Here is a 21779-nt window from a genome sequence, read left to right on the forward strand (position 1 = left end):
CCTCTTTGGGCCAGGGGGTTCTTTGCTCGCGCCGGTTCTGCAGCGTATTTGTGCGCGTTTTCGGCGGGCGGGTCAGTAGAAGAGGATCACGCCGCCGAAGACCAGGAGGGGGACGAGGGCCAGGAGGCTGATCACGAGGCCGAGGACCGGTGTGCGCGAGGTGGACTTGCGGGTCATCGAGCCGATTGTGAGCCAGCCGAGGCCGAAGGAGAGGGCGGGGAGTACCAGAGCGCAGGGAAGGACCAGGAGACCTGCTCCGGTCAGTTGCTCGCTGGCCAGGAGCGCGGGGATCTGGACGATCGCGGCCAGGAGCGCGAAGGCGAAGTAGACGCCCGCGTTGAGCCAGACGCGGCGGTTGGACGCGGCCTGCCGCCCCGGGGCCGCCAACTCCGCCTCAGAACGCTTCAGACCCGCCGCGGCGATGCGCAGGGCCGTCGATACCCTTCCGGGCACTGAGTTCGGTACCGGCGGGCTCAGGGGGCTTACGACCCCGGTTCCGACGAACCCACCCGGCCCGGAGACCGGCACGCCGCTGACGCGGTTGGGCATGCCGCTGACGGGGACCCGTGGGATCGCCCCGGTGTTGTGGAGGCTGGGCGGGGTTGGCGGGGCACTGCGGGGTACGACGACGGGATAGCCGCCGGTGCCGGGCTGTTGCGGGGCTTGAACCGCCCGCGGGGCGCCGGCGACGGCTGGAGTGCCCGGCATGGCGTGGGTCGGGGTGCCCGGCATGGCGGAGGTCGGCACGCCCGAGACCGGGGGCGCGCTCGTGGGCGGCCACGGCGGGGAGCTGACCGGGGTGGTGAGGATGCGCTGCCCCTGCGGCCACGCACCCGAGCCGCCGGTGAGCGCGGCGGACGGGGGCGGCGGCGGGGCCATCGGTGCGCCGCGGCGCGGGTCGACCGGCTGGGGGCCCTGGGTGAGCGCCCTGTGGGCGGCCTGGATCTCCGGCCACGCGGGACGCATCTCCAACGGGCGGCCCCCCGCCTCGCCGGCCACCTCGGACAGGTAGGCCTCGTGGTGGGCGAGCTTGGCCCGGATCGCCGCCAGGTCCTGCTGGGCCGCCTTGAGCGCCGACTTGTGCTCCGCCACGACCGCGATCACCTCGCGGCGGACGGCGTCGAGGCGCTGGCCGGCGGCGACGTACTCCGTCCAGGCCGTCCGGCTCGCCTCGCCGACCGGGACCGGTGGCGCCGTCCAGGGCCCGCTGAGCTGGGCACAGACCCGCCGGACGAGCTCGGCGGGCGGGTCGGGGTCGAGGTAGACGGGCGCGTTGAGGCGGCTGGGACCGGTACCGGTGCCGGAGAAGGTCGCCCCCGGCGGATCGCCCACCCAGGCGTGCGGGTTGCGAATCGCGATCTGGGTGGCGTGCGGCAACGGCGCCTGCGTGGTCTCCTGCGTCAGCGGCGGCGGCGGCCAACCGGCGGCGATCAGATGCAGCCGCCCGGCCGGCCCGGCGTGCGCGAGCTGCGCGATCCGTGCGAGGTCGCGCCCCTCCGTGAGCTCGGGCAGCGACGCGATGACAATGAGCAGCGTGGGCGCCGGCCCGTCGGTGCGGGCGGCGAGCCAGCGTTCGCCTTCATCGAGTACGGCGCGAAGTCCTTCGGCATCGGTAGCCGGCGGCGGCATGATCGCATCGATGCCGCTGAACCAGTCGAACGTCCCCCCGTCGACCACCGCATCGATCGTCCGAATCCGCACCGACCCCGGCGGCGACGAGGCGAGCAGCCGGAGCACGAGGCTGCGGAGCAGTCCACCCACCCGCGCGTCCCGCGCATCGGCGTCGATCGCGATGTGCCCGGCCCGCAGCAGGGGCACAATCACCGGGAATCGAGCATCATCGAGCGGATGCGCCTGCCCGACCCGCACAAACGTAGGGGGCAGCGGCCCCCCGAGCGGCGTGGTGGGCGCGAGCGCGTCGAGCTGAGCCCCGAGCCACCCCGGCGCGAGCATCGCCGCATTGGCCCGCAGCCCAGCGGCAAGATCATGCTGTTCGGCGTACTGCTCGGCGGGGGCGGCGTTGGCGGAGTACCCCTCGAGGATCGGCCCGGCGGCGGCGATCAGCGCAGCGGTGTGCCGATGCTGCGCAGCCGCTCGCTCGATCCGTGCCCGCAGGCGTGCCACCGTGCCCCTTCCGATCCAAGCAGATGCGGGAACGGTAACGCAGACTGCCATTCTCGTCAGCAGGCACACTGGGGCTTGCGCATAGTCGCTGGTAGCCGTGTTGCCTTTATCTGGTCTTGGCTCACCTTGGTCTGTCTCCGGCGCGGTTGCCGGCGCGTTGCTGGCGCGTCTGCGGCGCGGGAGGGTGCCTTGGGGGGCGTGTGGCGGATAGCCTCTGGGGCGTGGACCCATCGATTCCTAACGACCCCGGCGTGGAGCAGGGGAGGTCGATCCCGCGCTCCCGATCGGGGGAGGGGGAGGTCCTTGAGGGCGAGGTCATCGACAAGGGCGTGCCGTTGGGGCGGGCTCGGCCGGGGCCGCAAGCGCCTCCTGCTCCACCACCCCGAAAACCGCGGCGTCCGGGACGGGTGCGGCGAACGATCTTGTGGACGTTGCTCGGGATTGTGGTGGTGGGGTGTCTGGGTGGCGGGATTACTGCGTTTGTGTTGTACAACAAGGCGGCGGAGCCTGATCGCGGCAATCCGACCGCGACGTTGCGGCAATATCTCGACGCCCGGTACAACTCGCGCGACGCAGGACGAGCAAGCGTTTTCGTGTGCAGTTCGCCGAAGCTCGCGGCGATGGACCAGGCGATCAGCGATGTGGAACGGCGCGAGCAGAAAGATCAGATACGGATCCGGATGTTCACCACGGAGATGTCCATCACGACATCGACATCGAAGACCGCCACCGTGCGCACCAAGATTACCTACGAGATCCCGGAGGAAGGCGGCCGGAGCTCAGGCGAGGTCTACAACTGGGAGTTCGGTATGACGCTGGAAAGCGGCTGGAGAGTCTGTTCGGCATCGCAGGTGTAGGAGCTACTCCACCCAGAGCAAGTGGACCGGGATCTCCATGGTCTTGGGCGCCTGCCCGCTCCACGCCCACCGGTACCAGTCCACCTCCCGGCAGACCCGAACGCAGATGTCGCCTTCCACGCCGTTGTATGCCTCGGTCACGGCCCGCAAATCTCGCTGATCCTTGCCCACTTTGTCATCCGGCCCGGGAATTCGAATGACCCGTAAGCCGGTGACCCGGGGAGCCTCACGAATTCGCCGAGGTGCCTTTGGCGGCGGGGCATCCAATGAGACCAGCGCCAGGTCCGCCCCGGATGGCGGCGTCACTGAACTGGATAGCTGTTCCACCCACACCCGCTCGATCGGCACGAGTGGTGCGAACACTTCAGTCTGTTCGGCCTCCGCCCGGTACCACTCCTGTTCCGGCAGAGCCGGCACGTAAGTTCGGCTCGCCTGCACGATGGCGTCGTCGATGCGCAAGTCGCCGCGCCATCCGAGGCCGGGGAGACCGACTACCGCTCGGCGGCCGCGCAAAGAGCGTGATCCGGCGGCTGGGACGAACTCGATGCCCGGCGGTACGCGTTCGTCGCCGCCGGCCAGCAGGTCCCAGTCGGGGAAGTCGCCGTCCGAGGGTAAATCGCTCACGTCTTGACTCCCAGTGGCGCGCCCATGCGCTGCATGAACGCCACGGGGTCGATTGCGCCATTGCTGCTCGGGTCGCTGTTGATGTGTACCTCGAAATGCAGGTGCGGACCGGACGAGTGGCCGGTTGTGCCCGAGAGGCCGAGTTCCTGGCCCGGTGCGACCTGCTGGCCGATGACGACGCTGGGCTGCTTGATCATGTGGCAGTACCGGGTGAGAAGACCGTTCGCGTGCTGAACCTCAACGTACCAGCCGCAGCCGAGCACGGATGGGGAGCCGTCGCGCCAGCAGCCCCATTCGGTGCCGTTCGCGAGATGGGCTTGGCAGCGTACCTTCACCACGAGTCCGGCCGCCGCTGCTCGAACCACGGTATTGCGCGGGACAATGAGGTCGACGCCCTGGTGGGTGGGGCGCGAGGCGGTACGGAATCCGGATCCCACCTCGCCGTTCACCGGTGCCGTCCAGCCCGAGGCCGCAATCTGATTCGCGCTCACGCACATCAGCTGCGTCGAGTTGCCGGCCGCGCGTGCCGCCCCGCCCGTGAGTGAATTCACCACGGTGCTCGCGAGCTGTTCGTGTTTCGCGTACGCATTCGGGTATGCGCTCCGCTGCACCCGCTGCGCGGCCCGAGTGAGGCTCATCTGCTCCCAGCCTCGCACCTGCAGGAGCTTTTCGTAGAATTTTCTCGTGGCGTACTGCGGATCCATGATTTGCTCCGGAGTGCCCCATCCGGTGCTCGGTCGCTGCTGGAAGAGTCCCAGCGAGTCGTGGTCGTTGCGCGCACCGAGATTCGGCAGGTTGTGCAGACTCGACTCCTGCATAGCGGTCGCCACGGCAATCACCCATCCGCGTGGCGGCACCTTCATGTCCTGCCCGACCCGCACGATAATGGCCGCGTTGCGCACCTGCTCCTCGGACAATTCATGGTGGCTCGGCATATTCGCGGCCGCATCCACGAGCTGCCCATTACCGCACCCGGCGGCGTCGTAGTCCTGCGTGTTGCGAGCCGCGTCCATAAAGAACGCTATTGCTCCGCCGCCACAACAAATCAGTACCAGCAAAACGCCAACGGCTGCCCAAATAACTGGCCGGAGGCGTTTCTTTGCCGGCGGTACATCGAAATCGTCTTCTTCGCCCAGAATGCTCACGCCGTCTCCCAGTCCAGCGACGTGACCACCCAGCGCCCGCCCGTGACCTGCAGCTCGAGCACGATCGTCCCGCCCTGCGCGGGGAACTTGGCGACGGTGACGGACCCGAGGTTCTGCAGCTGAACCGCGCCGGTAATGGCGTCGGTCGGCACGTCGGCGGGATCGGTCTCGGCAAGGTCGGTCATGAGCTCGGTGGACGCGTCCGGCTTGAGCCCGGCCCGCCACTGATCGCCGCTGATCCCCGGCTTGCGCAGCCAGGCCTTGGCAAACCGAGTGGCCACAGTGGACACGTCCGCGGCCCCCTTGCTCAGCGAGGGAGCGGGATTGGCCGACTCGTCGACGCCGTCATCGCCGAGCGACGCGTACGGATCGGCCGAGGTGGGAACCGCGGCAACGGTCGGCCCGAGCCCGTCGTTGGCCGACTGCCCGTCACTCCGATCGAGAACGGTCCGGCCGAGCCCCACAACGACAAGCACCACGACAACAAGAACCAACGCGATGCCGTACCGCGTACCAAGTAGCCGCAGGACCGTACGCATGCCCGCCTACCCGGGGAGATTCGCCGACTCAGGCCGTCGCGCCGGCGCCCGTTCAGACCCACTCCGATCCGACCCGGGCCGATAGATCGAGTACGACGGCGCACTCTCGGCCGGCACGTCGGGCGCTTCCCAGGAGGGCTCTCGCCGCCGGGTGGTCCCGCTGGTGGTCCGACTGCCGGCAGCGGTCGAGGGCCGCCCAGTTTCTGGCCGATCCACGGGCGCCACTTCGCTACCACCGGCGGAGACAACGTCCTCGGTACGAGACTCGGGCCGCTGCTGCGTCTGTACGGTTTCGCCGCCGCGCCGCTGCGACCCCGGCTCGCGCGTCCCGCCGGCGTCCACGATTTTCAGCGCTGCAGCCTGCCGGACGTCTCGCATGAACAGCCGGTGCCAGCCGCCCACCGATGTGATGGCGCGAGTGGAGTCCTTGCCGCCGAGTTGGGTGATCCGCCGATACGGCCGCAGGAGAAGCCAGCCGACGACACCGGTGAGCCAGATCAGCAGCACTTGAAGCCATGGCGCCAAGGAGCCGGTCGTCAGGATCAACGAAACGGCAAACAGGTAGATCGCCGACCCGGTTCCGAAGATGATGATGTTGAACATCGCAGCGATGACGGCATTGCCGAGTCGCCGGAGACCGGCATTGGCGGGACGCAACAATCCAATGGTTCCCAGGATGGGCGATGCGATGACCGCCCACCGGAAGATCAGGAAGCCCAGGATGACGAGCACCGATGCCGTGATGTCGAACAAGGCGAAGAACAGGGCGGAGAGGATGGCGAGGAATCCCGACCCGACGCGATCCATGCCCCGACTGCCTTGGAGGTGCTCGTAGGCTTCAGGATCCTCGGTGCGAATCTGCTCGGCGATCTTCATCCACCGCTGCTGCTTCTCCTCGGTGATGGTCTTGCGCATCGTAGAGGTGATCGGCGGGCCCGGCTGTTGGTTTCGGATGCGGTCTGCCTCGCGGTCGGCAGCCTGCTTCTCGTCGGCCCGGATGTTCTGAATATCAACCCAGGTGAAGGACTTCGCGTCGTACAGGGCCGGACCGTACTTGTTCGCCGTCTCGCTGTCCGCAGATCCGAGTGTGCCGCGCAGCCAGTTGCGGTAGAGCAGCCCGTCGACGACGGTGTCGCTGGCCCGGACAGCAGGCGGTCGACCGTCCTGGCAAGCGGTCGGATCGTTGTTGTGGCACTTCTCCGGCGGAATGGACTCGTCCGGAGGACCGACGGCGCCGTGGATCATGTCGAGGCTCGTGATCAGCGTCTTATCCGCCAGATGGGCAGAGAAACTCGGCCATTGCGCGAGGGCGGTGATCAAGACCATCACGAAAAGCGCCCAGCCTGCCGTGGTGACTGCATTGGAAAGATCGGATTGTCGAGAACGCCACAGTAGATAGAGGCCTACGATCGCCACCGTGATCGCGCCGAACACGGTGAACACTTTCGAGTAGACCGCCTTCGTGGCGGTGTCGACCAACGGATCAGCCCATCCCCACATGTAAGATGGGTCCCATGCGCGTTCGCGAAGCGCATTCGATGCACCGACGATACCTGTTGCAAACAGGAATTCGCCGTTAGCTACGGTATTCTCGAATTCTGCGCTGGGATTGGTAACGACGGCTGCGCATTTAAGATCGTATGTGCTGAAGTCGTAGCCCGCGTAACCGTATTCACTGTAGCGGAACAATAGGCGAGAACCGCGATCCGCATCCGGCTGCTGTGCGAACCACCCGGCCACGCCCGAATCCGGAGCACTTGGAACCGGGGCATCGAGGCAGCTGAGCTTGCCCTGGATGTCAACCTGGAGGCGGTTTGCGCAGTTGTCGAAGTTGCCCGGGAAACGCCATTCCTCGACGGTGCAGAGGGGATCACCCGGGGCGTAGGCCGGAGCCGCCGAAGCCGGCCCCATAGGCCCAGCAAACAACGTCCCCAAAGCCGCAACAACCACCACGATCAAATACACGGGCAAGCGTCGCAAGCGTTTCACCGCTCATCCTCCGCCCCATCCTCGTGCAGGTCCATGATCTCGCCGCCCAGGGTCGGGGTCCCCGGCACGCCGCCAGGCGTCGTGTCCAAGTACCGCAGCAGATCAGTCACGTAAGAAACGTCCACGCGCACCTTCTGCACGCGCCCATCCACATCCCGCATGACGAACTCGCGGAAGCCCAAGCGCGACGAAGAACTCGTGTCGACCTGCGAAAGCGAAGCCAGCGTCTGCTCGTACCCCACGTCAGTAGGAACCCGCAGCAACCGAAGTGCCTCAGCCGCGATCTCCGAGTCCTCCGCGATCCGCCCCACGAACACCGTCGACACCAGGTTCTGCACGTCCAGCCCCAGGATGTCCTTGGGGTTCTGGGAAGCGACCAGCGCCGCCAGGTTCCATTTACGCGAGTCACGGGCGAGGCGGACCAGGAACGAGCGGCCCGACCGCCACCCCTCCATGAAGTGCGCCTCGTCCAGGCCGACGAGCTTGCGCATCGACATGTCACCGCCGTAGCAGCGGCGGACGGCGAGGCGGTGCGCGGTGTGCAGCATGGGCAGCGCCAGGGACTCCTCCGCCGACCAGTACTCCCGCTCGATCTTGAGGTCGGGCAGGCGCAGGCCGGCCATGGTGATCACGGTCAGGGCTGCGTCCGCGCCGAGCAGGCCGGGGGGTGGGGAGCCGAAGAACAGCATGGCCAGCGGCATCTCGGCGGTGTCGAGCAGGAGGTTGCCCAGCTCGGCGGCGTCGTGGTCGCCCGTGTCGCGCAGGGAGCGGATCACGTCCTCGAGCGTCGAGGACTCCTCGGCCGGCACCTGGCGGACGGCGTGGCGGAGCATGGTGGCCGTCGATGCCTCGCGGGCCACCTGGGGCGGTACGAGCATCATGCAGATGTCCTGCACGAGCATGCGGCGCTCGGCGCGGGCGTTGGAGACGGCGATCTCGAACTCGCGGTCGCCGGCCGGGCCGTGCGCATAATGTTGGCGCTGCGGGGTAGGAATCAGGGAATACGGAGCGAGCGTGCCCTGCTCCGAGCCGGTCAGGTTGAGCACCCGCGCATACGGGGCCAACTCGGGCATCGCACAGAGGCGCGCCAGCGGTCCCGAAGGATCCAGAAGCGTCACTTGTACCCCACGACGCGCCGCCAGGTACCCCAGCGCACCCATGAGGGTCGACTTGCCACCGCCCGGTTCGGCGACGAAGACTGCGAGGCCGGAGCGCTCCCGCACCTCCATCGGGAAGTGCAGGTCGAGGAAGACCGGGCGGCGGGAGGTGCCCGCCGTGCGCCCGATGAGGTCGCCCCGCCGGTCGCCGACCGTGGAGGCGGCCTGGGGCAGCGCGGCCGCGAACAGCTTGACCGGCATGCGCCGCAGGTAGCCGGTGTTGGCCAGCGGCTCGCCGGGAATGAACTCGCGGGCCAGCCAGTCCTGCTGTTTGGGGTGCTGCAGCGCGACGCGCATCTCCCGGGAGTACATCTGGGTGATCCGGCGAGCCCGCTCGAGGCACTCCTCGCGGGTGCGCCCGCCGACCGCCACCCGGTGCCAGCCGTGCGCGCGGGACGAGTCGACCGGCAGGCCGGTGCTGATCTCGTCGCCGATGGTCAGGGCGCGCTTGGCCAGGCGCTCGAGCTCCGGGGGAGCGTCGATGCCGTGCTCGGAGTAGTCGGCCTGCTGGGAACGGATCAGGCGCAGGCGGTGCTCGAGATTGCGGAACGAGTCGCCCGGGCCCAGGATGTCGATCCGCGACGACAGCTCCATCGGCCACGGCATGCGCTCGTGGAAGTGCAGCCACGGCTCGTGCCGCTCGGGGATCTCCAGCGGCTCCATGCGGCCGACGGTCAGCACGGCGACGTGCCGCTCCTCGCCGGTCTGGCGATTGACGAGCTTCACCGTCGACCCGTACGGCGTCCGGTACCGCTCCACCGCCTCCGTCAACGCGAGCAGGTCGCCGGCGTCCCAGCCACCCTCCAGCGAGGTGATGTGACCGGGCGGCGACATGCACAGCGCGACCGAGCGGTACAAGAGCCATTCCAGCTCGAACGAGCTCACTCGGCGGCCACGCATGCCGAACGCGCCCAGCACCTCGTCGAACTGCTCGACGGTGCGGGCCATGCGGCGGCGCTCGGCGTCGGCGACCCCGCGCTTGAACAGGGCGCCGATCCGCTCGGACAGCGTGTCGCCGAGCGTGCGGCGGGCGAACGCGATCCCGAGGTACGTCTGGCCCTCGGCGTGATTGATCGACAGCAGGTGCTTCTGGGCCCCGACCAGGTGGTCGGCCCACGACGGGCCGCCGGGCACGGACGGCAGCGGGTGCGGCGTGTTGCCGTCGACCACGCGCGCCCACTGGTCCGCCGGGAACGGCCGGGTCGTGCGGCGCAGGTGCAGCCGGAAGCCCGCCAGGCCCGCGTACTGCTCCGAGATCGCCGACAGCAGCGCCTCCCGCTCGGCGTCCGGGCGGAACGCCCAGCGCACCTCGGGCAGCCAGTACCAGGCGGTGACGGTGTTCGGCGTGAAGGTCAGGTGCCCGGCGATCTCCTTGATCGCCAGGTCGATCGCCGCGCTGCGGTCCTTGTGCTTCGGCCGCGGCGTCTTGTCCAGCGGCGTCTTGCGCCCGCGCTGCGCGGCCGGCGGCAACTCCCGCGGCGGCCGCGGCGGCTGCTGGGTGGGCACGACCCGGGCGGGTGCGGCCCGGCGCGTCGGCGGTGGGGGAGGCGCTGTCGTTACAGCCCTTCGACTGGTACCCCCAGTGCCCCCACGCCCCCCGGAACCCCATTCGGGCGGCCGGGGAGCAGCCGGTCCACCCATCGGGCGCGGCTCGCCCGGGGCGGCGCCGGGACGACGACCACTCGTCTCAGCCCAGTTGTCGAAGGCCGGCCGGTCACTCAGCGCCGGCCGCGTAGGGTGCCGCTCGCCGTACGCGCGGCCAGGCTCGGAGCCGTTCGCGCGGCCAGACTCGGAGCCGTTCGTGCGGCCGGACTCGGCGCCGGGCCCGCGGGGGATCGCCCGCTTCGGCACGCGCAGGTCCTCGGCCGACCGTGGCGCTCCCGAGGAGGGCGCGGCCGAGATCGGTACCCCGGAAATGGGCTGCACCCGCTCGGCCCGGCTCGGGCTGGGCTCCAGGGCGCGCAGCCGATCGCGCGCCGCCCCGCCCGGCGGGTCGTCGAACAACCCCATGAACGGCGAGTCGACGTCGGGAGCGGGCTGCGCTCCACCGGGACGCCCGGAGCCGCCGTTCTCACGGGAAGGGCCGCTGCCGTTCTCGCGGGAAGGGCCCCGGAACATGGCGACGCGCCCGCCCTCGGCGACAGCGCGAAGTCCGCCATCGTAGTCGTCCGACTGCGCAGCGTCGTCATCGAAGTCCGAGCGGTCCTGAAAGCCCCCGTTCTTGCGGGGCGGAGGTGTGGTCATACGAGATCACCGGTGAGTTCCGGGCGGATGCGCACCTTGGACGCGACCAGCCGGGCGTCGCGCTGTTCGGCGCTCGGCTCGCGGGTGTGACGCCAGTCGGTCAGGGCGGTGCGGACCACCATGCGGGCAGGACGATCGGGGTCGACGTAACGGAAGATCAGCGACGTCGCCACGATCGCGAGGGCGATCTCGTAGGCGGGGAAGTAGTCGACGTGCAGCGTGATCAGGTAGCGGATGAACATGAACAACGGCACCAGCAGCGCGAACACCCCGTACTGCGCATACGGCAGCTGGATGGGCAGCGTGTAGCCCGGCGGGCCCAGGTAGACCAGCCGTGCTCGGTAGATGTCGTCGTCGGTGCGCAGGCGCATGGCAGGTCAGGCCTAGTTGAAGATCAGGTTGACCAGCGAGTCGCCGAAGAAGAACAGCGACGCGGCGCCGGCGACGAACGCGAGGCCGATGATCGCGATCGCGGAGCTCGTGAGCACCCGCGAGACCTCGCCCTTGCTGGCCCGGCCGATGAAGATCACTCCAAGGGCGGCCAACAGGATCGGCACGATCTTGGTCGTGAAGAACGTCAGGATGCCATCGGTGTTGATCGTCTTCGGCGCTGGATCTGGCGTCGGCGCGAGGGCGATCGCATCCACGGCGTGTGCGGCCGAGCCCCACATCGCCTGGCCGATCTCCATCAACATCATCAGACCTCCCCGGAGGTGCGGCGGGCAAGGTGCACGCCACACGTTAAGCCTCGCCGAAAAGACGACCCAGGGGTACAACCCCGGCTGCTGTGTCGCCCTCCGGCGGAACCTTATCCGGGCGTTTGCCCTGTTAAATGACCATTGTCGGGTTTAACGGTCCGAATAACGTTCACTTGCAGAGAGTACGTTGCAGTCCCCTGTCCAACAAGCTGACCGATGTGGGGTCAGTGTGCACAGTGTGCCTCCTGAGGTGCTTGCGCGCAGGCCCCCGAAGGTTGTCGCAGGTCGCCACCGGGCAGCCTCGGTGAGTTGAGTACCTTCATTCAAGTGATGGTCTTGCGCCGTTCAACGCCGCTCGTCATGGGCGTGCTCAACGTGACCCCGGACAGCTTCTCCGACGGGGGTCGCTACGGGGACCTCGACGCCGCGGTGGCCCACGCGCTGCAGATGACGGCCGAGGGCGCTGAACTGGTCGATGTCGGCGGGGAGAGCACCCGTCCGGGTGCCGGGCGGGTCGACGCCGAGACCGAGGCGGCCCGCGTGCTGCCCGTCATCCGCGCGCTGCGGGCCGAGGGCGTGGCCATGAGCATCGACACCACCCGGGCCGCGGTCGCCGCCGCCGCGCTGGAGGCCGGGGTCGAGCTGGTCAACGACGTCTCCGGAGGACTGGCCGACCCCGACATGGGCCGGGTGGTCGCCGACGCCGGCTGCCCGTGGGTTCTCATGCACTGGCGGGGGCACTCGCGGCGGATGTCCGATCTCGCGGTGTACGGCGACGTGGTCAAGGAGGTCACCGCCGAGCTGCTCGAACGGGTGGAGGACGCGGTCGCGGCCGGCGTCGCGCCCGAGCGGATCATCCTCGACCCCGGCCTCGGGTTCGCCAAGAAGCCCGAGCACACCTGGCGCCTGGCCGCCCACCTGCCCGACCTGGTCGCGCTGGGGCATCCGGTGCTGGTCGGCTCGAGCCGCAAGTCGCACCTGGGCCGCCTGCTCGCCGATCCGGAGGGCCACGACCGCCCGGCCGACGACCGCGAGGCCGCCACCATCGCCACGACCGTCCTGTCGGTGGCCGCGGGCGCGTGGGGCGTGCGCGTGCACGAGGTCCGTGGGAACGTGGACGCGATCAAGGTGTGGCAGGCGACGAAGGCGGCGGCGTGAACGTACCGGATCGGATCTTGCTCCGGGGTCTCAAGGTCCGCGGCTTCCACGGCGTCTTCGACTTCGAGCGCCGGGAGGGCCAGGACTTCGTGATCGACGTGGACCTGGAGCTCGACCTGCGCCCGGCCGCCGCCTCCGACGACGTCACCGACACCGTCCACTACGGCGAGCTGGCCGAGCGCCTGGCCGCGGTCGTCACCGGGCCGCCGGTGAACCTGATCGAGACGCTGGCCGAGAAGCTGGCCACCGAGTCGCTGGCCGACCCGCGGGTCCGCGCCGCGACCGTCACGGTGCACAAGCCGCAGGCCCCGATCCCGCTCGAGTTCGCCGACGTCGCCGTCGTCATCCGAAGGGAGCGGCCGTGACCACCGCGGTGCTCAGCCTCGGCAGCAACCTCGGCGACCGTGAGCAGCACCTGCGCGGGGCGGTGGAGAGCCTGGCGGACAAGATCCTCGTGGTTTCCGGGGTGTACGAGACGCCGCCCTGGGGAGATCCCGACCAGCCGCACTACCTCAATGCCGCCCTGCTCGCGACGGATCCGGACGCCGAACCGCGGGACTGGCTGGCGGCCGCGCACCGGCTCGAAGAGGCGGCCGGCCGAGTGCGCGATCCCGCTCGGCGCTTCGGTCCGCGTACCCTGGACGTTGACGTGATTGCTGTGTGGAACGACGACGGGACGCCGGTCACCTCCGGCGATCCAGAGTTGACCTTGCCGCATCCGCGCGCCCACCTGCGGGCGTTCGTGCTCCGGCCGTGGCTGGACATCCAGCCGTACGCCCAGCTGCCGGGGCATGGATGGGTCAACGACCTGCTGCGGGCCGACGCGGTCGCCGCCGACCTCGCCGACCTGCGTCCACGAGTCGACGTCCACCTCGACACCTGAGTCTGGAGCGCTAAGCGATGGCCACGCCGCCACCCGAAGACCCCAACGTGAACGGACCGAACGGTCCCAAGGGCCGGATGGAGCCGACCCGCCCGGCCACGCTGGTGATCGCGGCGCTCGCCACCACCGCGCTGGCCTGGATCGCGATCAGCAACTTCTGGAACAGCCTGCCGACGCTGCCGTGGCTGCCGCCGCTGACGCTGATCGGGCTGGCGATCTTCGAGGGCATCGAGGCGTACTCCACCCGCAACCGCATCCTCCGCAAGGAGGGCGCGGGACCGCTCCAGCCACTGGTGATCGCCCGCTACGCCGTGCTCGGCAAGGCCTCGGCACTGGTCGCCGCGCTCTTCGGCGGCATGTACGTCGGGCTGTCGACCTGGCTGCTCACCCAGCGCGGCGTGCTGGCCAAGGTCTCCGAGAACCTGCCGCAGGCCCTGCTCGGGGTGGCTGCATCGATCGTGCTCATCGCGGCCGCGCTCTGGCTGGAGCGCTCCTGCCGCGTGCCCCCGAGCGACCGGGACAAGGACGTGCCCAGGCAGAACCGCCAGGGCGGCAACGACCGGACCCCCGACGACCAGAACGCATAAAAAGCCGGATGAGCAGATCGCTGGGTCTGTCGCCCGTCACCTGACGCGGTTACTGTGCGACGCGTACCCGTCGGTTGGCAGGAGGCGCGCGCCATGGCGTACGACGACTCGCGGTTCCGCGGCGAGCCGGGATTCCGGGAGGAACCCGATTTCCGCTCGGGCGGCGTGCCCGAGGACGCCCCGACGCTCGGGGTCTCCAATCAGTCGGTGTACACGCCCGGCGCCTTCCCGGTCTCGCCCGCCTACGGCTCCCCGTCCGGCGAGAGCTTCGACGACCCGCCGCGCCGGCGCACCCCCACCGCCCAGCAGCTCGGCGACGTGTTCGACGACCCCGAGCACGGCGAGCCCGGCCGGGACCGGTTCGCGGTGCACGCGCTGTGGGAGCTGGTGCTGCTGCTCGCGGCGGGCGCGCTGCTGTACCTCGTGCGCGACGCCAGCCCGGCCGCCCTGCGCGGCGACGAGCTGCGCGGCCTGCTGCTCTCCGGGGCCGAGCTGGGCCTGGTCGCCCTGGCCCTCGGCCTCAGCCTGCGGGCCGGCGCCCCGAACCTGGCGGCCGGCCCCATCGCCTTCGCCGCCGGGCTGTTCTTCGCGAGCAACTCCGAGCGCGGCCTGCTCATGACCGCCCTGATCACCGGCCTGATCGCGGTCGGCGTCGGGGTGGTGATCGCGGTCCTGGTCGTCGCGTTCCACGTGCCCGGCTGGGCGACCAGCCTGGCCGTCGCGCTCGCGTTGATCGCCTGGATCGCCAACCAGCCGAGCGAGAAGCTCGTCGACGGCGCGTACGACCCGCACAAGCACGCGATGTGGTGGGCCCTCGGCGTGGCCGTGCTCGCCGCCGGCGGGGGAGCCCTCGGGGTGATCCGGCCGCTGCGGCGCTCGCTGGGCCGCTTCCGCCCGGTCCGCGACCCGGCCGACCGGCGCGGCGGCGGGGCGGCCACCTTCACCGGCCTCGCGATCGCCGGATCGTCGCTGCTCGCGGCGGTCGCCGGGGTGCTCGTGGCGCTCGACGACCGCGGGGTGGCGGCGGCCGACGCGACCGGCTCGTTCGGCGGGTTCACCGTCACCGTGCTCGCCCTCGGCGCGGCGCTGGCCGGCGGCACCTCCGCCTACGGCCGCCGCGGCGGGGTCCTCGGCACGCTGCTGGCGGTCGCCGTCATCACGCTTCTGCTGCGGTACACCGCTGCTGAAGGTTGGAAGCTCCAGCCCATCGCCCTGGCGGCGGGCGCGATCGCGCTCGGCCTCGTGGTGACCCGCCTGGTGGAGACGTTCGGCCGTCCGCGCACCGCTGCCGAGCTGGCCGAGGAGGCGCCGTGGACGCCGCCGTCGATCACCCCGGCGCCGGTGGACGTCGAGGACAACTGGTCCCCGCCCTCCAGCCGCACCGGCAGCTGGCCCGGCGGCTTCGCGCCCGACGCCGACCGCGACCGCGGCCCGGACCGTGGCTGGAGCGCCGAGGAGCGCTGGGGCACCCGGTAGCCGCGCGCGTCACCCGATAACCTGGTGACCATGACTGACGTCACCCTGGAACAGCTCGATGCGATGCCCACCGAGGAGCTGCGCGAGCGCGCGTTCGCCCTGGCCCGGCAGCGGCGGGACATCAAGTTCTTCTGGGACCTGTTCACGCACGTGACGCACAGCGATGACGACACCCAGGACGGCTGGCTCGGCTCGCTCGACGCGACCATCGACGACGCCGTCGCCCTGTGGCGCGAGGCCACCGGGCACGACTACGGCGGCAACGAGCCCCTGGTCCGGGCGGCGTTCATCGACTACATCATGAAGTACGGGGACGAATCCGGACATTGAGGCTCGCGGTTTAGTTTTTGATGCCGGGGGGCCTTATCCCGGCATGGCAATCACGCGATCCCGATACCGCACCGCGACGAGTGCGGGTACACTCGTCGCCTTTCTCCTGGTGCTGATCTTCGGCAGTCCCTGGTACGTGGACTGGGTCAACTCCGGCGACCGGGGCATCTTCCTGGAGACCCTGGCCTGGCCGGCCTGGGCCTTCGACAGCGACGCCTCCGTGCGCGACCTGCTCGGGGCCGACCTCAAGGCGATCCTGCTGATCGTCTTCACGGCGCTGTTCATCACGCTGCTGGTCGGGGCGCAGCTGGCCTCGGCGCGCGGCACCATCTCGGCGATCTTCACCGGGTGGGCCGCCTACATCTTCGCGGCCGCCCTCGCCGCCTTCATCACGTCGTTCCTGCTCGCCAACCCCTCGTTCGGCCAGGCCACCGCCAATGCGGCCGGCGGCGCGGGGTACGGCCTGATCGTCGGCTGGATCATCGGCCTGGCGACCATGGCCGGGCGGCGACCGTAATCGCCGCCCGGAAGCTCATGATCAGGCGGGCGTGTCCACCGCCGCGGACGCCAGGGCGACCTGGACGTCGGCGGCGGTGAGTGCGCCGATCGGCGAGTCGCCGTCCCGCACCACCACGGCGCCCTTGCCCGCCGCCAGCATCGCCCCGAAGGCCTCCCGCAGCGTCGCGCCGGACGACACCACCGGCGCGCCGTCGCCCGCCTCGCCGACCGGCCGCAGCCCGGTGGCCGGGATCGGGGTCACCGAGAGCCGCATGATCCCGCGGTCCTCGCCCACGAACCGCTCCACGAACTCGTTGCCCGGGCGCGCGAGGAGTTCGGCCGGCGTGGCGTACTGCTGCAGCTGCGCGTGATCCGAGAGCACCGCAATCCGGTCCCCGAGCTTGATCGCCTCCTGCAGGTCGTGCGTGACGAGGATCGTGGTCTTGCGCACCGCCTGCCGCAGCCGCAGGAACTCGTCCTGCAGCCGGCCCCGGTTGATCGGGTCGACGGCCGAGAACGGCTCGTCCATCAGCAGCACCCGCGGGTCCGCGGCGAGCGCCCGGGCGAAGCCGACCCGCTGGCGCTGGCCGCCGGAGAGCTCGTGCGGGTATCGCTTGGCGTACTGCGCCGGGGTCAGCCCCACGAGTTCGAGCAGCTCATCGGTGCGCTCGGTGATCCGGCGCTTGTCCCACCCGAGCATCCGCGGCACGGTGCCCACATTGGCGCGCACCGTCTGGTGCGGGAACAGCCCGACGTTCTGGATGACGTAGCCGATGGTCCGCCGCAGCTGGGTCGGGTCGGCCGCCGTGGCGTCGGCGCCGTCGATGAGGATGCGGCCGCCGGAGGGCTCGATGAGCCGGTTCACCATTCGCAGTACGGTCGACTTGCCGCACCCCGACGGGCCGATCAGCACCGTGACCTCACCGCTGCCGATCTCGAGGCTGAGCTCGCCGACCGCCACCGTCCCGTCCGGATACACCTTGCGCAGCCGATCGAGGGTGATCGGCGCGGCATCGTGCTTCGCGGTAACGTCCACGCATGTCCTTCCTGGCTCGCGGTGAGGCGGGCAACCCCTGGTTCTCCTGGACGTACGTTCAGGACAACTACGACACGCTGCGGGATGCGCTCCTCGACCACGTGGTGATTACCGTGTGGTCAGTGGTGATCGCGGTGGTCATCGCGATTCCCCTGGCGGTGCTGGCGTACTGGGTGCGCCCGCTCGCCACGCCGATTCTGACATCAGCGGGCGTGCTTTACACGATTCCGTCGCTGGCCCTGCTCGCCGCCCTGACCCCGTTCATGGGCACCGGGCGGTCGCCGGTGATCCTGGCACTCACCTCGTACGCCCTCATCGTGCTCATCCGCAACGCCCTCACCGGCCTCTTGCAGGTGCCCGATGACGTGCGCGAGGCCGCGACGGCGATGGGGTACGGCAAGTTCGCGCGGCTGTGGCGGGTCGAGCTGCCGCTGGCACTGCCGGGCATGCTGACCGGCCTGCGACTGGCGACGGTATCGACGGTGGCCTTGGTCACAGTCGGCGCGATCGTCGGCTCGCACGGCGGGCTGGGCTCGCTGATCCTGGCCGGGTTCCGCAACAACTACTACAAGGCCGAGATCTCGACCGCCGCGATCGGCTGCGTCGCCCTCGCCCTGGTCCTCGATCTCATTTTGATCTTCGTCAGCCGCGCGCTGACCCCGTGGACGCGGAGGCGGGTCGCATGAGCGTCATCTCGGACGCCCTGGTCTGGTTCAACGATCCGCTCAACTGGACCAACCCCGACGGCATCCTCGACCGGCTCGCCGAGCACGCCGAGATCTCCGCCGGCGCCGTGGTCCTGGGCTGCCTGGTCGCCTGGCCGCTGGGCATCCTGCTCGGGCGCCGCGGGGCCGCCTCCGGGGTGATCGTGCTGCTGTCCAACCTGACCCAGGCGGTCCCGGTCATCGCGCTGCTGACCATCCTCACCCTCACCCCGATCGGCCTGGGGAAACCGGCGGTGATCATCGCGCTCGCGGTGTTCTCGCTGCCGGCCCTCCTCGCCAACGCCTACACCGGCATGCGCCAGATCGACCCGGAGGTGCGCGACGCGGCCAAGGGCGTCGGGATGACCTCGGCCCAGCGACTGTTCAGGATCGAACTGCCCTTGGCGGTACCGTTCCTGGCCACCGGACTCCGCATCGCCACCACCACCGTGGTCGCCACCGCCACTCTGGCCACAGCGGTCAACGGCGGCGGGCTCGGCATGATCATTTCGGCCGGCTTCGGGCTCGGTCCCGGACACGGCGGGCAGATCCTGGCCGGCGCGATCCTGGTGGCCGGTCTCGCGCTCATCATCGACGGTGTGATGGCGATCATTGAGCGGAAGCTCACACCGAAGGTGCTCCGCCGGGCCGCCGGCCGCGTGTGAACACGATCCGGTGACACGTCGTTACGAAAACGTGCCTGGTTGCGGTTGCCGAATTTCCATCGCCGGAGTTGCCTATTTGGAAGCGGGCGGGCTTCCATTGCCAATTGAAGCGCTGCCCGTCGGACACGCGGCCGGTCACAGTGATCGCGCCGGGACACGGAAGGCGGGCCATTTTGCGAACAGCCATACGCGCCTCGCTCGGAGTCGTCCTCGGTCTCGCCAGCATGGGCCTCGTGGCCTGTGGCGAGTCGGGCTCTTCGGGCACTGAGGCGCCGGCGAGTGTCAGCGGTGCGGGTTGTGCCCCGGTTGCTGGAGAGAAGCTGGTCGTCCTCAACGACGACAAGAAGCTCCAGCTGGCGGACAACATCATTCCGGCGATCAACACCAAGGTCGCCGACCCGGCCCTCATCGCTGCGCTGGACAAGGTCTCCGACGCGCTGACGCCGGAGAAGCTGATCGCGCTGAACAAGGCGGTCGACGTCGACCGCAAGACCTCCAAGGTCGCGGCGGAGGACTTCGCCAAGACCGCAAACCTCACCACCGGCCTGGAGAAGGGCAAGGGTGGGGCCGTCAAGATCGGCGCCGCCGACTTCTCCGAGAGCGCCACCCTCGGCGCGCTGTACGAGCTGGTCCTCGACGCCGCGGGCTACGACGCCTCGGTGCAGACCATCGGCAAGCGCGAGGTCTACTACGGCCAGCTCACCAAGGGCGACATTCAGATCGTCCCGGAGTACGCCGCGACGCTGACCGAGTTCATCAACCAGTCGGTCAACGGCAAGGACGCGACGGCGCTCGCCTCCGGTGACGTCGACAAGACCGTGGCGGCGCTGAAGGACCTCGGCGGCAAGCAGGGCCTCTCCTTCGGCAAGGCGTCCACGGCGACCGACGGCAACGCGTTCGCGGTGACGTCGGAGTTCGCGTCGAAGTACGGCCTGAAGACCCTCACCGACTTCGCCTCCAAGTGCTCGGGTCAGGCCACCGTCCTCGGTGGTCCGGCGGAGTGCCCGCAGCGCCCGTTCTGCCAGCCGGGCCTGGAGAAGACGTACGGCATCCAGTTCGGCAAGGTCCTGAGCCTCGACGCCGGCGGCCCGCAGAGCAAGGACGCCCTCAAGAAGGGCACCGCCTCGCTCGCGCTGGTGTTCTCGTCCGACGGCTCGCTGGGCTAGCAGGTTCGTAACACGTCCTCTCGTACCGCCTGCTGCAAGGCGGTACGAGAGGACATTTCGTTTGTCATGAAGAGCAGGTAAGTTGTCTGCTCATGCCCCCCGCGGAGACCACCGGTGTGACCGGGGTAAAGCGGAGCACCAAACTGCTCCAGTTGCTCTTCTGGGGCGGCGTCGGGCTTGCCCCGCTGGCCGCCCTGCTCCTGCTCGTGGGCAGCGGCTTCGTCCTGCAGTTCGCCGCCGTGCTCGGCCTGCTCGCCGTGGTCCTGATCGGCCTGTCGATCGCGCTGCGGCGCGAGGGCGAGACGGTCAAGGGCGAGGTCGAGGAGATGGTGTACGAGGAGATCGACACCCTTCGCGAGAACGTCCGCGGCGACATCACCCACGCCGCCCGCCAGACGCACGGCCAGCTCATGGAGCGCATCGGCGTCCTGCACGAGACCGTCGACGCGCTGCGGAACCAGGTCGAGATGATGCGCCGCCAGCTCGAGCGGGCGGCGGCCCAGCCCCCGCCGCAGCAGCACCAGGCGCCGGCCCCGCAGGCCCCGCCGAGCGTCCTGCGCCACACCGAGACCGTGCAGGTCACCACCAAGACCACGGTCGTCGACCCGAACGAGTCCCGCTCCGGCACCGTGTACGGCGCCGGCCCGCGCGCCGACATCCCCCAGCAGCGCCGCCCGGACCGCTCCGAGCGCATCTCGGCCCGCCCGGAACCACGGCCCGAGCCCCGCCCGGAGCGCGACGACTACGCCCACCGCTCCGAACGTGACGACTTCAACCACCGCTCCGAACGTGACGACTTCAACCACCGCTCCGAGCGCGACGATTACGGTCAGCGTTCCGAACGCCGCGATGATCGTCGGGACGAACGCCGGGATGATCGGCGGGACGACCGCCGCGATGACTTCGGCCACCGCTCTGACCGCGACGATTTCGCGCGGCGTGATGAGCGCGACGACTACGGCCGCCGCGAGGAGCGCCGGCCCGACCACCGGGGCGAGCGCGACGACTACGGCCGCGGCGAACGCACTCGCGAACCGTCGGTTCGCGAGCAGGCCCGCGAGCAGACCTCCTGGACCGAGCAGCTGCTGCGCGAGCGCCTCGAACGCTCCCAGAGCAGCGAATGGCCCCAGGTCCCGGCCCCCCGCAGCGGCGCGGAGGTCGAGCGCCGCGCCGGTCGCCGCCGCGCCGCCGAGGAGGACGAGGACGACAACGTCAGCGGCATGCGCACCACGGACCGCTGGGCCTCGGTCCACAGCGACGAACGCGGCGGCCGCGAGCTGCGCATGGGCGAGCGCCGCTCGGCCGTGCACGCCGACGAGACCGGCACCCACGTCCGCATCGAGGACCGCTGGGCCACGGTGCGCCACGAGGAGTACTACGCCGAGGAGACCCGCTCCGGCGGCCACCACGCCGAACCCGACGAACGCCGCCCCGGCCGCCGCCGCGCCGAGCCCGACGACCACGATGAGGACCACGACGCCCGCTTCGAGGGCCGGTACGACGCCGGCACCGAAAGCCCCCGCCGCTCCGAAGCCCGCCGCGAACGCGAACGCAGCTGGGCCTCCGGCGAACAGGCCCGCGTCGAGGTCGGCCGCCGCCCGGAAGCCCAGTGGTCGGAGAGCACCTACGAAGAGGCCCGCCGCGACGAGACGGGCTCAACCCGCTGGTCCGAGGTACGCCGCACCGACCGCAGCCTGACCGGCCCCCAGGCCGCGCTGCCCCCGTCCCCGGCCGACCCGGCCTCCCGCTGGACCTCGCCCCCACCCCGCGAGGACGACCGCGTCCCCCGCCGCCCCCAGGACGACGAAGAATACGGCTGGAACGACCACCGCGGCGGCCGTCCCACCCGCCCGATCGCCGACTTCGACAACAACGACGACCGCTGGCGCTGACCGCGGC

At 70.1% G+C, this 21779-nt stretch carries 20 protein-coding genes and 1 pseudogene; 12 read left to right on the forward strand and 9 right to left on the reverse strand.

Annotated features, from left to right (window positions below; all coding sequences use genetic code 11):
• Positions 1–72 precede the first annotated feature (72 nt).
• Positions 73–2124 (reverse strand): hypothetical protein, encoded by a 2052-nt coding sequence (locus tag ACQP00_RS02670; protein WP_433213791.1) that lies wholly within the window; start codon positions 2122–2124, stop codon positions 73–75.
• A 431-nt stretch (positions 2125–2555) separates the two neighbouring features.
• Here ACQP00_RS02670 and ACQP00_RS02675 point away from each other — a divergent pair, with 431 nt between their 5' ends.
• Complete coding sequence (locus ACQP00_RS02675; protein ID WP_433213794.1) at positions 2556–2981, forward strand: hypothetical protein; 426 nt, start codon at positions 2556–2558, stop codon at positions 2979–2981.
• Between the two features lie 3 nt (positions 2982–2984).
• On the opposite strand, the gene ACQP00_RS02680 is transcribed toward ACQP00_RS02675, so the two are convergent.
• From ACQP00_RS02680 to ACQP00_RS02710, 7 genes and pseudogenes are all read right to left on the reverse strand, one after another.
• A complete protein-coding gene (locus ACQP00_RS02680; RefSeq protein ID WP_433213797.1) occupies positions 2985–3605 on the reverse strand; it encodes a hypothetical protein in 621 nt (206 codons plus the stop codon).
• Complete coding sequence (locus ACQP00_RS02685) at positions 3602–4744, reverse strand: peptidoglycan DD-metalloendopeptidase family protein (RefSeq protein ID WP_433223648.1); 1143 nt, start codon at positions 4742–4744, stop codon at positions 3602–3604. The genes ACQP00_RS02680 and ACQP00_RS02685 overlap by 4 nt, the downstream gene beginning before the upstream one ends.
• Positions 4745–4746: 2 nt before the next feature.
• On the reverse strand, positions 4747–5289 hold the full coding sequence (locus ACQP00_RS02690) for a hypothetical protein (protein WP_433213800.1): 543 nt from the start codon (positions 5287–5289) through the stop codon (positions 4747–4749).
• Positions 5290–5295: 6 nt separating this feature from the next.
• Positions 5296–7278 (reverse strand): MFS transporter, encoded by a 1983-nt coding sequence (locus ACQP00_RS02695; protein ID WP_433213803.1) that lies wholly within the window; start codon positions 7276–7278, stop codon positions 5296–5298.
• A pseudogene (locus ACQP00_RS02700) lies at positions 7275–10028 on the reverse strand (ATP-binding protein); the annotation flags it as partial. The pseudogene ACQP00_RS02700 and the gene ACQP00_RS02695, both read right to left, overlap by 4 nt.
• 647 nt (positions 10029–10675) lie before the next feature.
• The gene (locus tag ACQP00_RS02705) at positions 10676–11050 is read right to left on the reverse strand and encodes a hypothetical protein (RefSeq protein ID WP_433213806.1); all 375 of its coding nucleotides are present in this window, start codon (positions 11048–11050) and stop codon (positions 10676–10678) included.
• 12 nt (positions 11051–11062) lie between these two features.
• Positions 11063–11377, reverse strand: coding sequence for a hypothetical protein (locus ACQP00_RS02710; protein ID WP_433213809.1), 315 nt, complete (start codon positions 11375–11377; stop codon positions 11063–11065).
• A gap of 330 nt (positions 11378–11707) precedes the next feature.
• Between ACQP00_RS02710 and folP the strand changes: the two genes are divergently transcribed.
• From folP to ACQP00_RS02745, 7 genes are all read left to right on the forward strand, one after another.
• Positions 11708–12535, forward strand: coding sequence for a dihydropteroate synthase (gene folP / locus ACQP00_RS02715; RefSeq protein WP_433223650.1), 828 nt, complete (start codon positions 11708–11710; stop codon positions 12533–12535).
• Entirely contained in the window at positions 12532–12900 is a 369-nt protein-coding gene (gene folB / locus ACQP00_RS02720) for a dihydroneopterin aldolase (RefSeq protein ID WP_433213811.1), read from the forward strand. The genes folP and folB overlap by 4 nt, the downstream gene beginning before the upstream one ends.
• Entirely contained in the window at positions 12897–13418 is a 522-nt protein-coding gene (gene folK, locus ACQP00_RS02725) for a 2-amino-4-hydroxy-6-hydroxymethyldihydropteridine diphosphokinase (protein WP_433213814.1), read from the forward strand. Before folB ends, folK begins: the two co-directional genes overlap by 4 nt.
• Positions 13419–13465: 47 nt before the next feature.
• Complete coding sequence (locus tag ACQP00_RS02730; RefSeq protein WP_433213817.1) at positions 13466–14005, forward strand: DUF3180 domain-containing protein; 540 nt, start codon at positions 13466–13468, stop codon at positions 14003–14005.
• Between the two features lie 93 nt (positions 14006–14098).
• On the forward strand, positions 14099–15481 hold the full coding sequence (locus ACQP00_RS02735) for an ABC transporter permease (RefSeq protein WP_433213820.1): 1383 nt from the start codon (positions 14099–14101) through the stop codon (positions 15479–15481).
• A gap of 30 nt (positions 15482–15511) precedes the next feature.
• Positions 15512–15811 (forward strand): hypothetical protein, encoded by a 300-nt coding sequence (locus ACQP00_RS02740; RefSeq protein ID WP_433055655.1) that lies wholly within the window; start codon positions 15512–15514, stop codon positions 15809–15811.
• Between the two features lie 43 nt (positions 15812–15854).
• A complete protein-coding gene (locus ACQP00_RS02745) occupies positions 15855–16328 on the forward strand; it encodes a hypothetical protein (RefSeq protein WP_433213823.1) in 474 nt (157 codons plus the stop codon).
• Positions 16329–16349: 21 nt separating this feature from the next.
• Here ACQP00_RS02745 and ACQP00_RS02750 read toward each other — a convergent pair whose 3' ends face one another.
• On the reverse strand, positions 16350–17345 hold the full coding sequence (locus tag ACQP00_RS02750; RefSeq protein WP_433213826.1) for an ABC transporter ATP-binding protein: 996 nt from the start codon (positions 17343–17345) through the stop codon (positions 16350–16352).
• Positions 17346–17347: 2 nt separating this feature from the next.
• Here ACQP00_RS02750 and ACQP00_RS02755 point away from each other — a divergent pair, with 2 nt between their 5' ends.
• From ACQP00_RS02755 to ACQP00_RS02770, 4 genes are all read left to right on the forward strand, one after another.
• Positions 17348–18031 (forward strand): ABC transporter permease, encoded by a 684-nt coding sequence (locus tag ACQP00_RS02755; protein WP_433213829.1) that lies wholly within the window; start codon positions 17348–17350, stop codon positions 18029–18031.
• Positions 18028–18714, forward strand: coding sequence for an ABC transporter permease (locus ACQP00_RS02760; RefSeq protein WP_433055666.1), 687 nt, complete (start codon positions 18028–18030; stop codon positions 18712–18714). The genes ACQP00_RS02755 and ACQP00_RS02760 overlap by 4 nt, the downstream gene beginning before the upstream one ends.
• A 224-nt stretch (positions 18715–18938) precedes the next feature.
• On the forward strand, positions 18939–19880 hold the full coding sequence (locus tag ACQP00_RS02765) for a glycine betaine ABC transporter substrate-binding protein (RefSeq protein ID WP_433213832.1): 942 nt from the start codon (positions 18939–18941) through the stop codon (positions 19878–19880).
• A 92-nt stretch (positions 19881–19972) separates the two neighbouring features.
• Positions 19973–21772, forward strand: a complete 1800-nt coding sequence (locus ACQP00_RS02770; protein ID WP_433213835.1) for a hypothetical protein — start codon at positions 19973–19975, stop codon at positions 21770–21772.
• The last annotated feature ends 7 nt before the right edge of the window (positions 21773–21779 follow it).

The organism is Dactylosporangium sp. CS-047395 (genome assembly GCF_050942185.1).
GTDB lineage: Bacteria > Actinomycetota > Actinomycetes > Mycobacteriales > Micromonosporaceae > Dactylosporangium.

Coding starts and splice junctions, on each gene's coding strand:
- ACQP00_RS02765 (WP_433213832.1), top strand. CDS start 18,939: ATGGGCCTCGTGGCCTGTGGCGAGTCGGGCTCTTCGGGCACTGAGGCG.
- ACQP00_RS02740 (WP_433055655.1), top strand. CDS start 15,512: ATGACTGACGTCACCCTGGAACAGCTCGATGCGATGCCCACCGAGGAG.
- ACQP00_RS02690 (WP_433213800.1), bottom strand. CDS start 5,289: ATGCGTACGGTCCTGCGGCTACTTGGTACGCGGTACGGCATCGCGTTG.
- ACQP00_RS02705 (WP_433213806.1), bottom strand. CDS start 11,050: ATGCGCCTGCGCACCGACGACGACATCTACCGAGCACGGCTGGTCTAC.
- ACQP00_RS02710 (WP_433213809.1), bottom strand. CDS start 11,377: ATGATGTTGATGGAGATCGGCCAGGCGATGTGGGGCTCGGCCGCACAC.
- ACQP00_RS02760 (WP_433055666.1), top strand. CDS start 18,028: ATGAGCGTCATCTCGGACGCCCTGGTCTGGTTCAACGATCCGCTCAAC.
- ACQP00_RS02755 (WP_433213829.1), top strand. CDS start 17,348: ATGTCCTTCCTGGCTCGCGGTGAGGCGGGCAACCCCTGGTTCTCCTGG.
- folP (WP_433223650.1), top strand. CDS start 11,708: ATGGTCTTGCGCCGTTCAACGCCGCTCGTCATGGGCGTGCTCAACGTG.
- ACQP00_RS02770 (WP_433213835.1), top strand. CDS start 19,973: ATGCCCCCCGCGGAGACCACCGGTGTGACCGGGGTAAAGCGGAGCACC.
- ACQP00_RS02745 (WP_433213823.1), top strand. CDS start 15,855: ATGGCAATCACGCGATCCCGATACCGCACCGCGACGAGTGCGGGTACA.
- ACQP00_RS02735 (WP_433213820.1), top strand. CDS start 14,099: ATGGCGTACGACGACTCGCGGTTCCGCGGCGAGCCGGGATTCCGGGAG.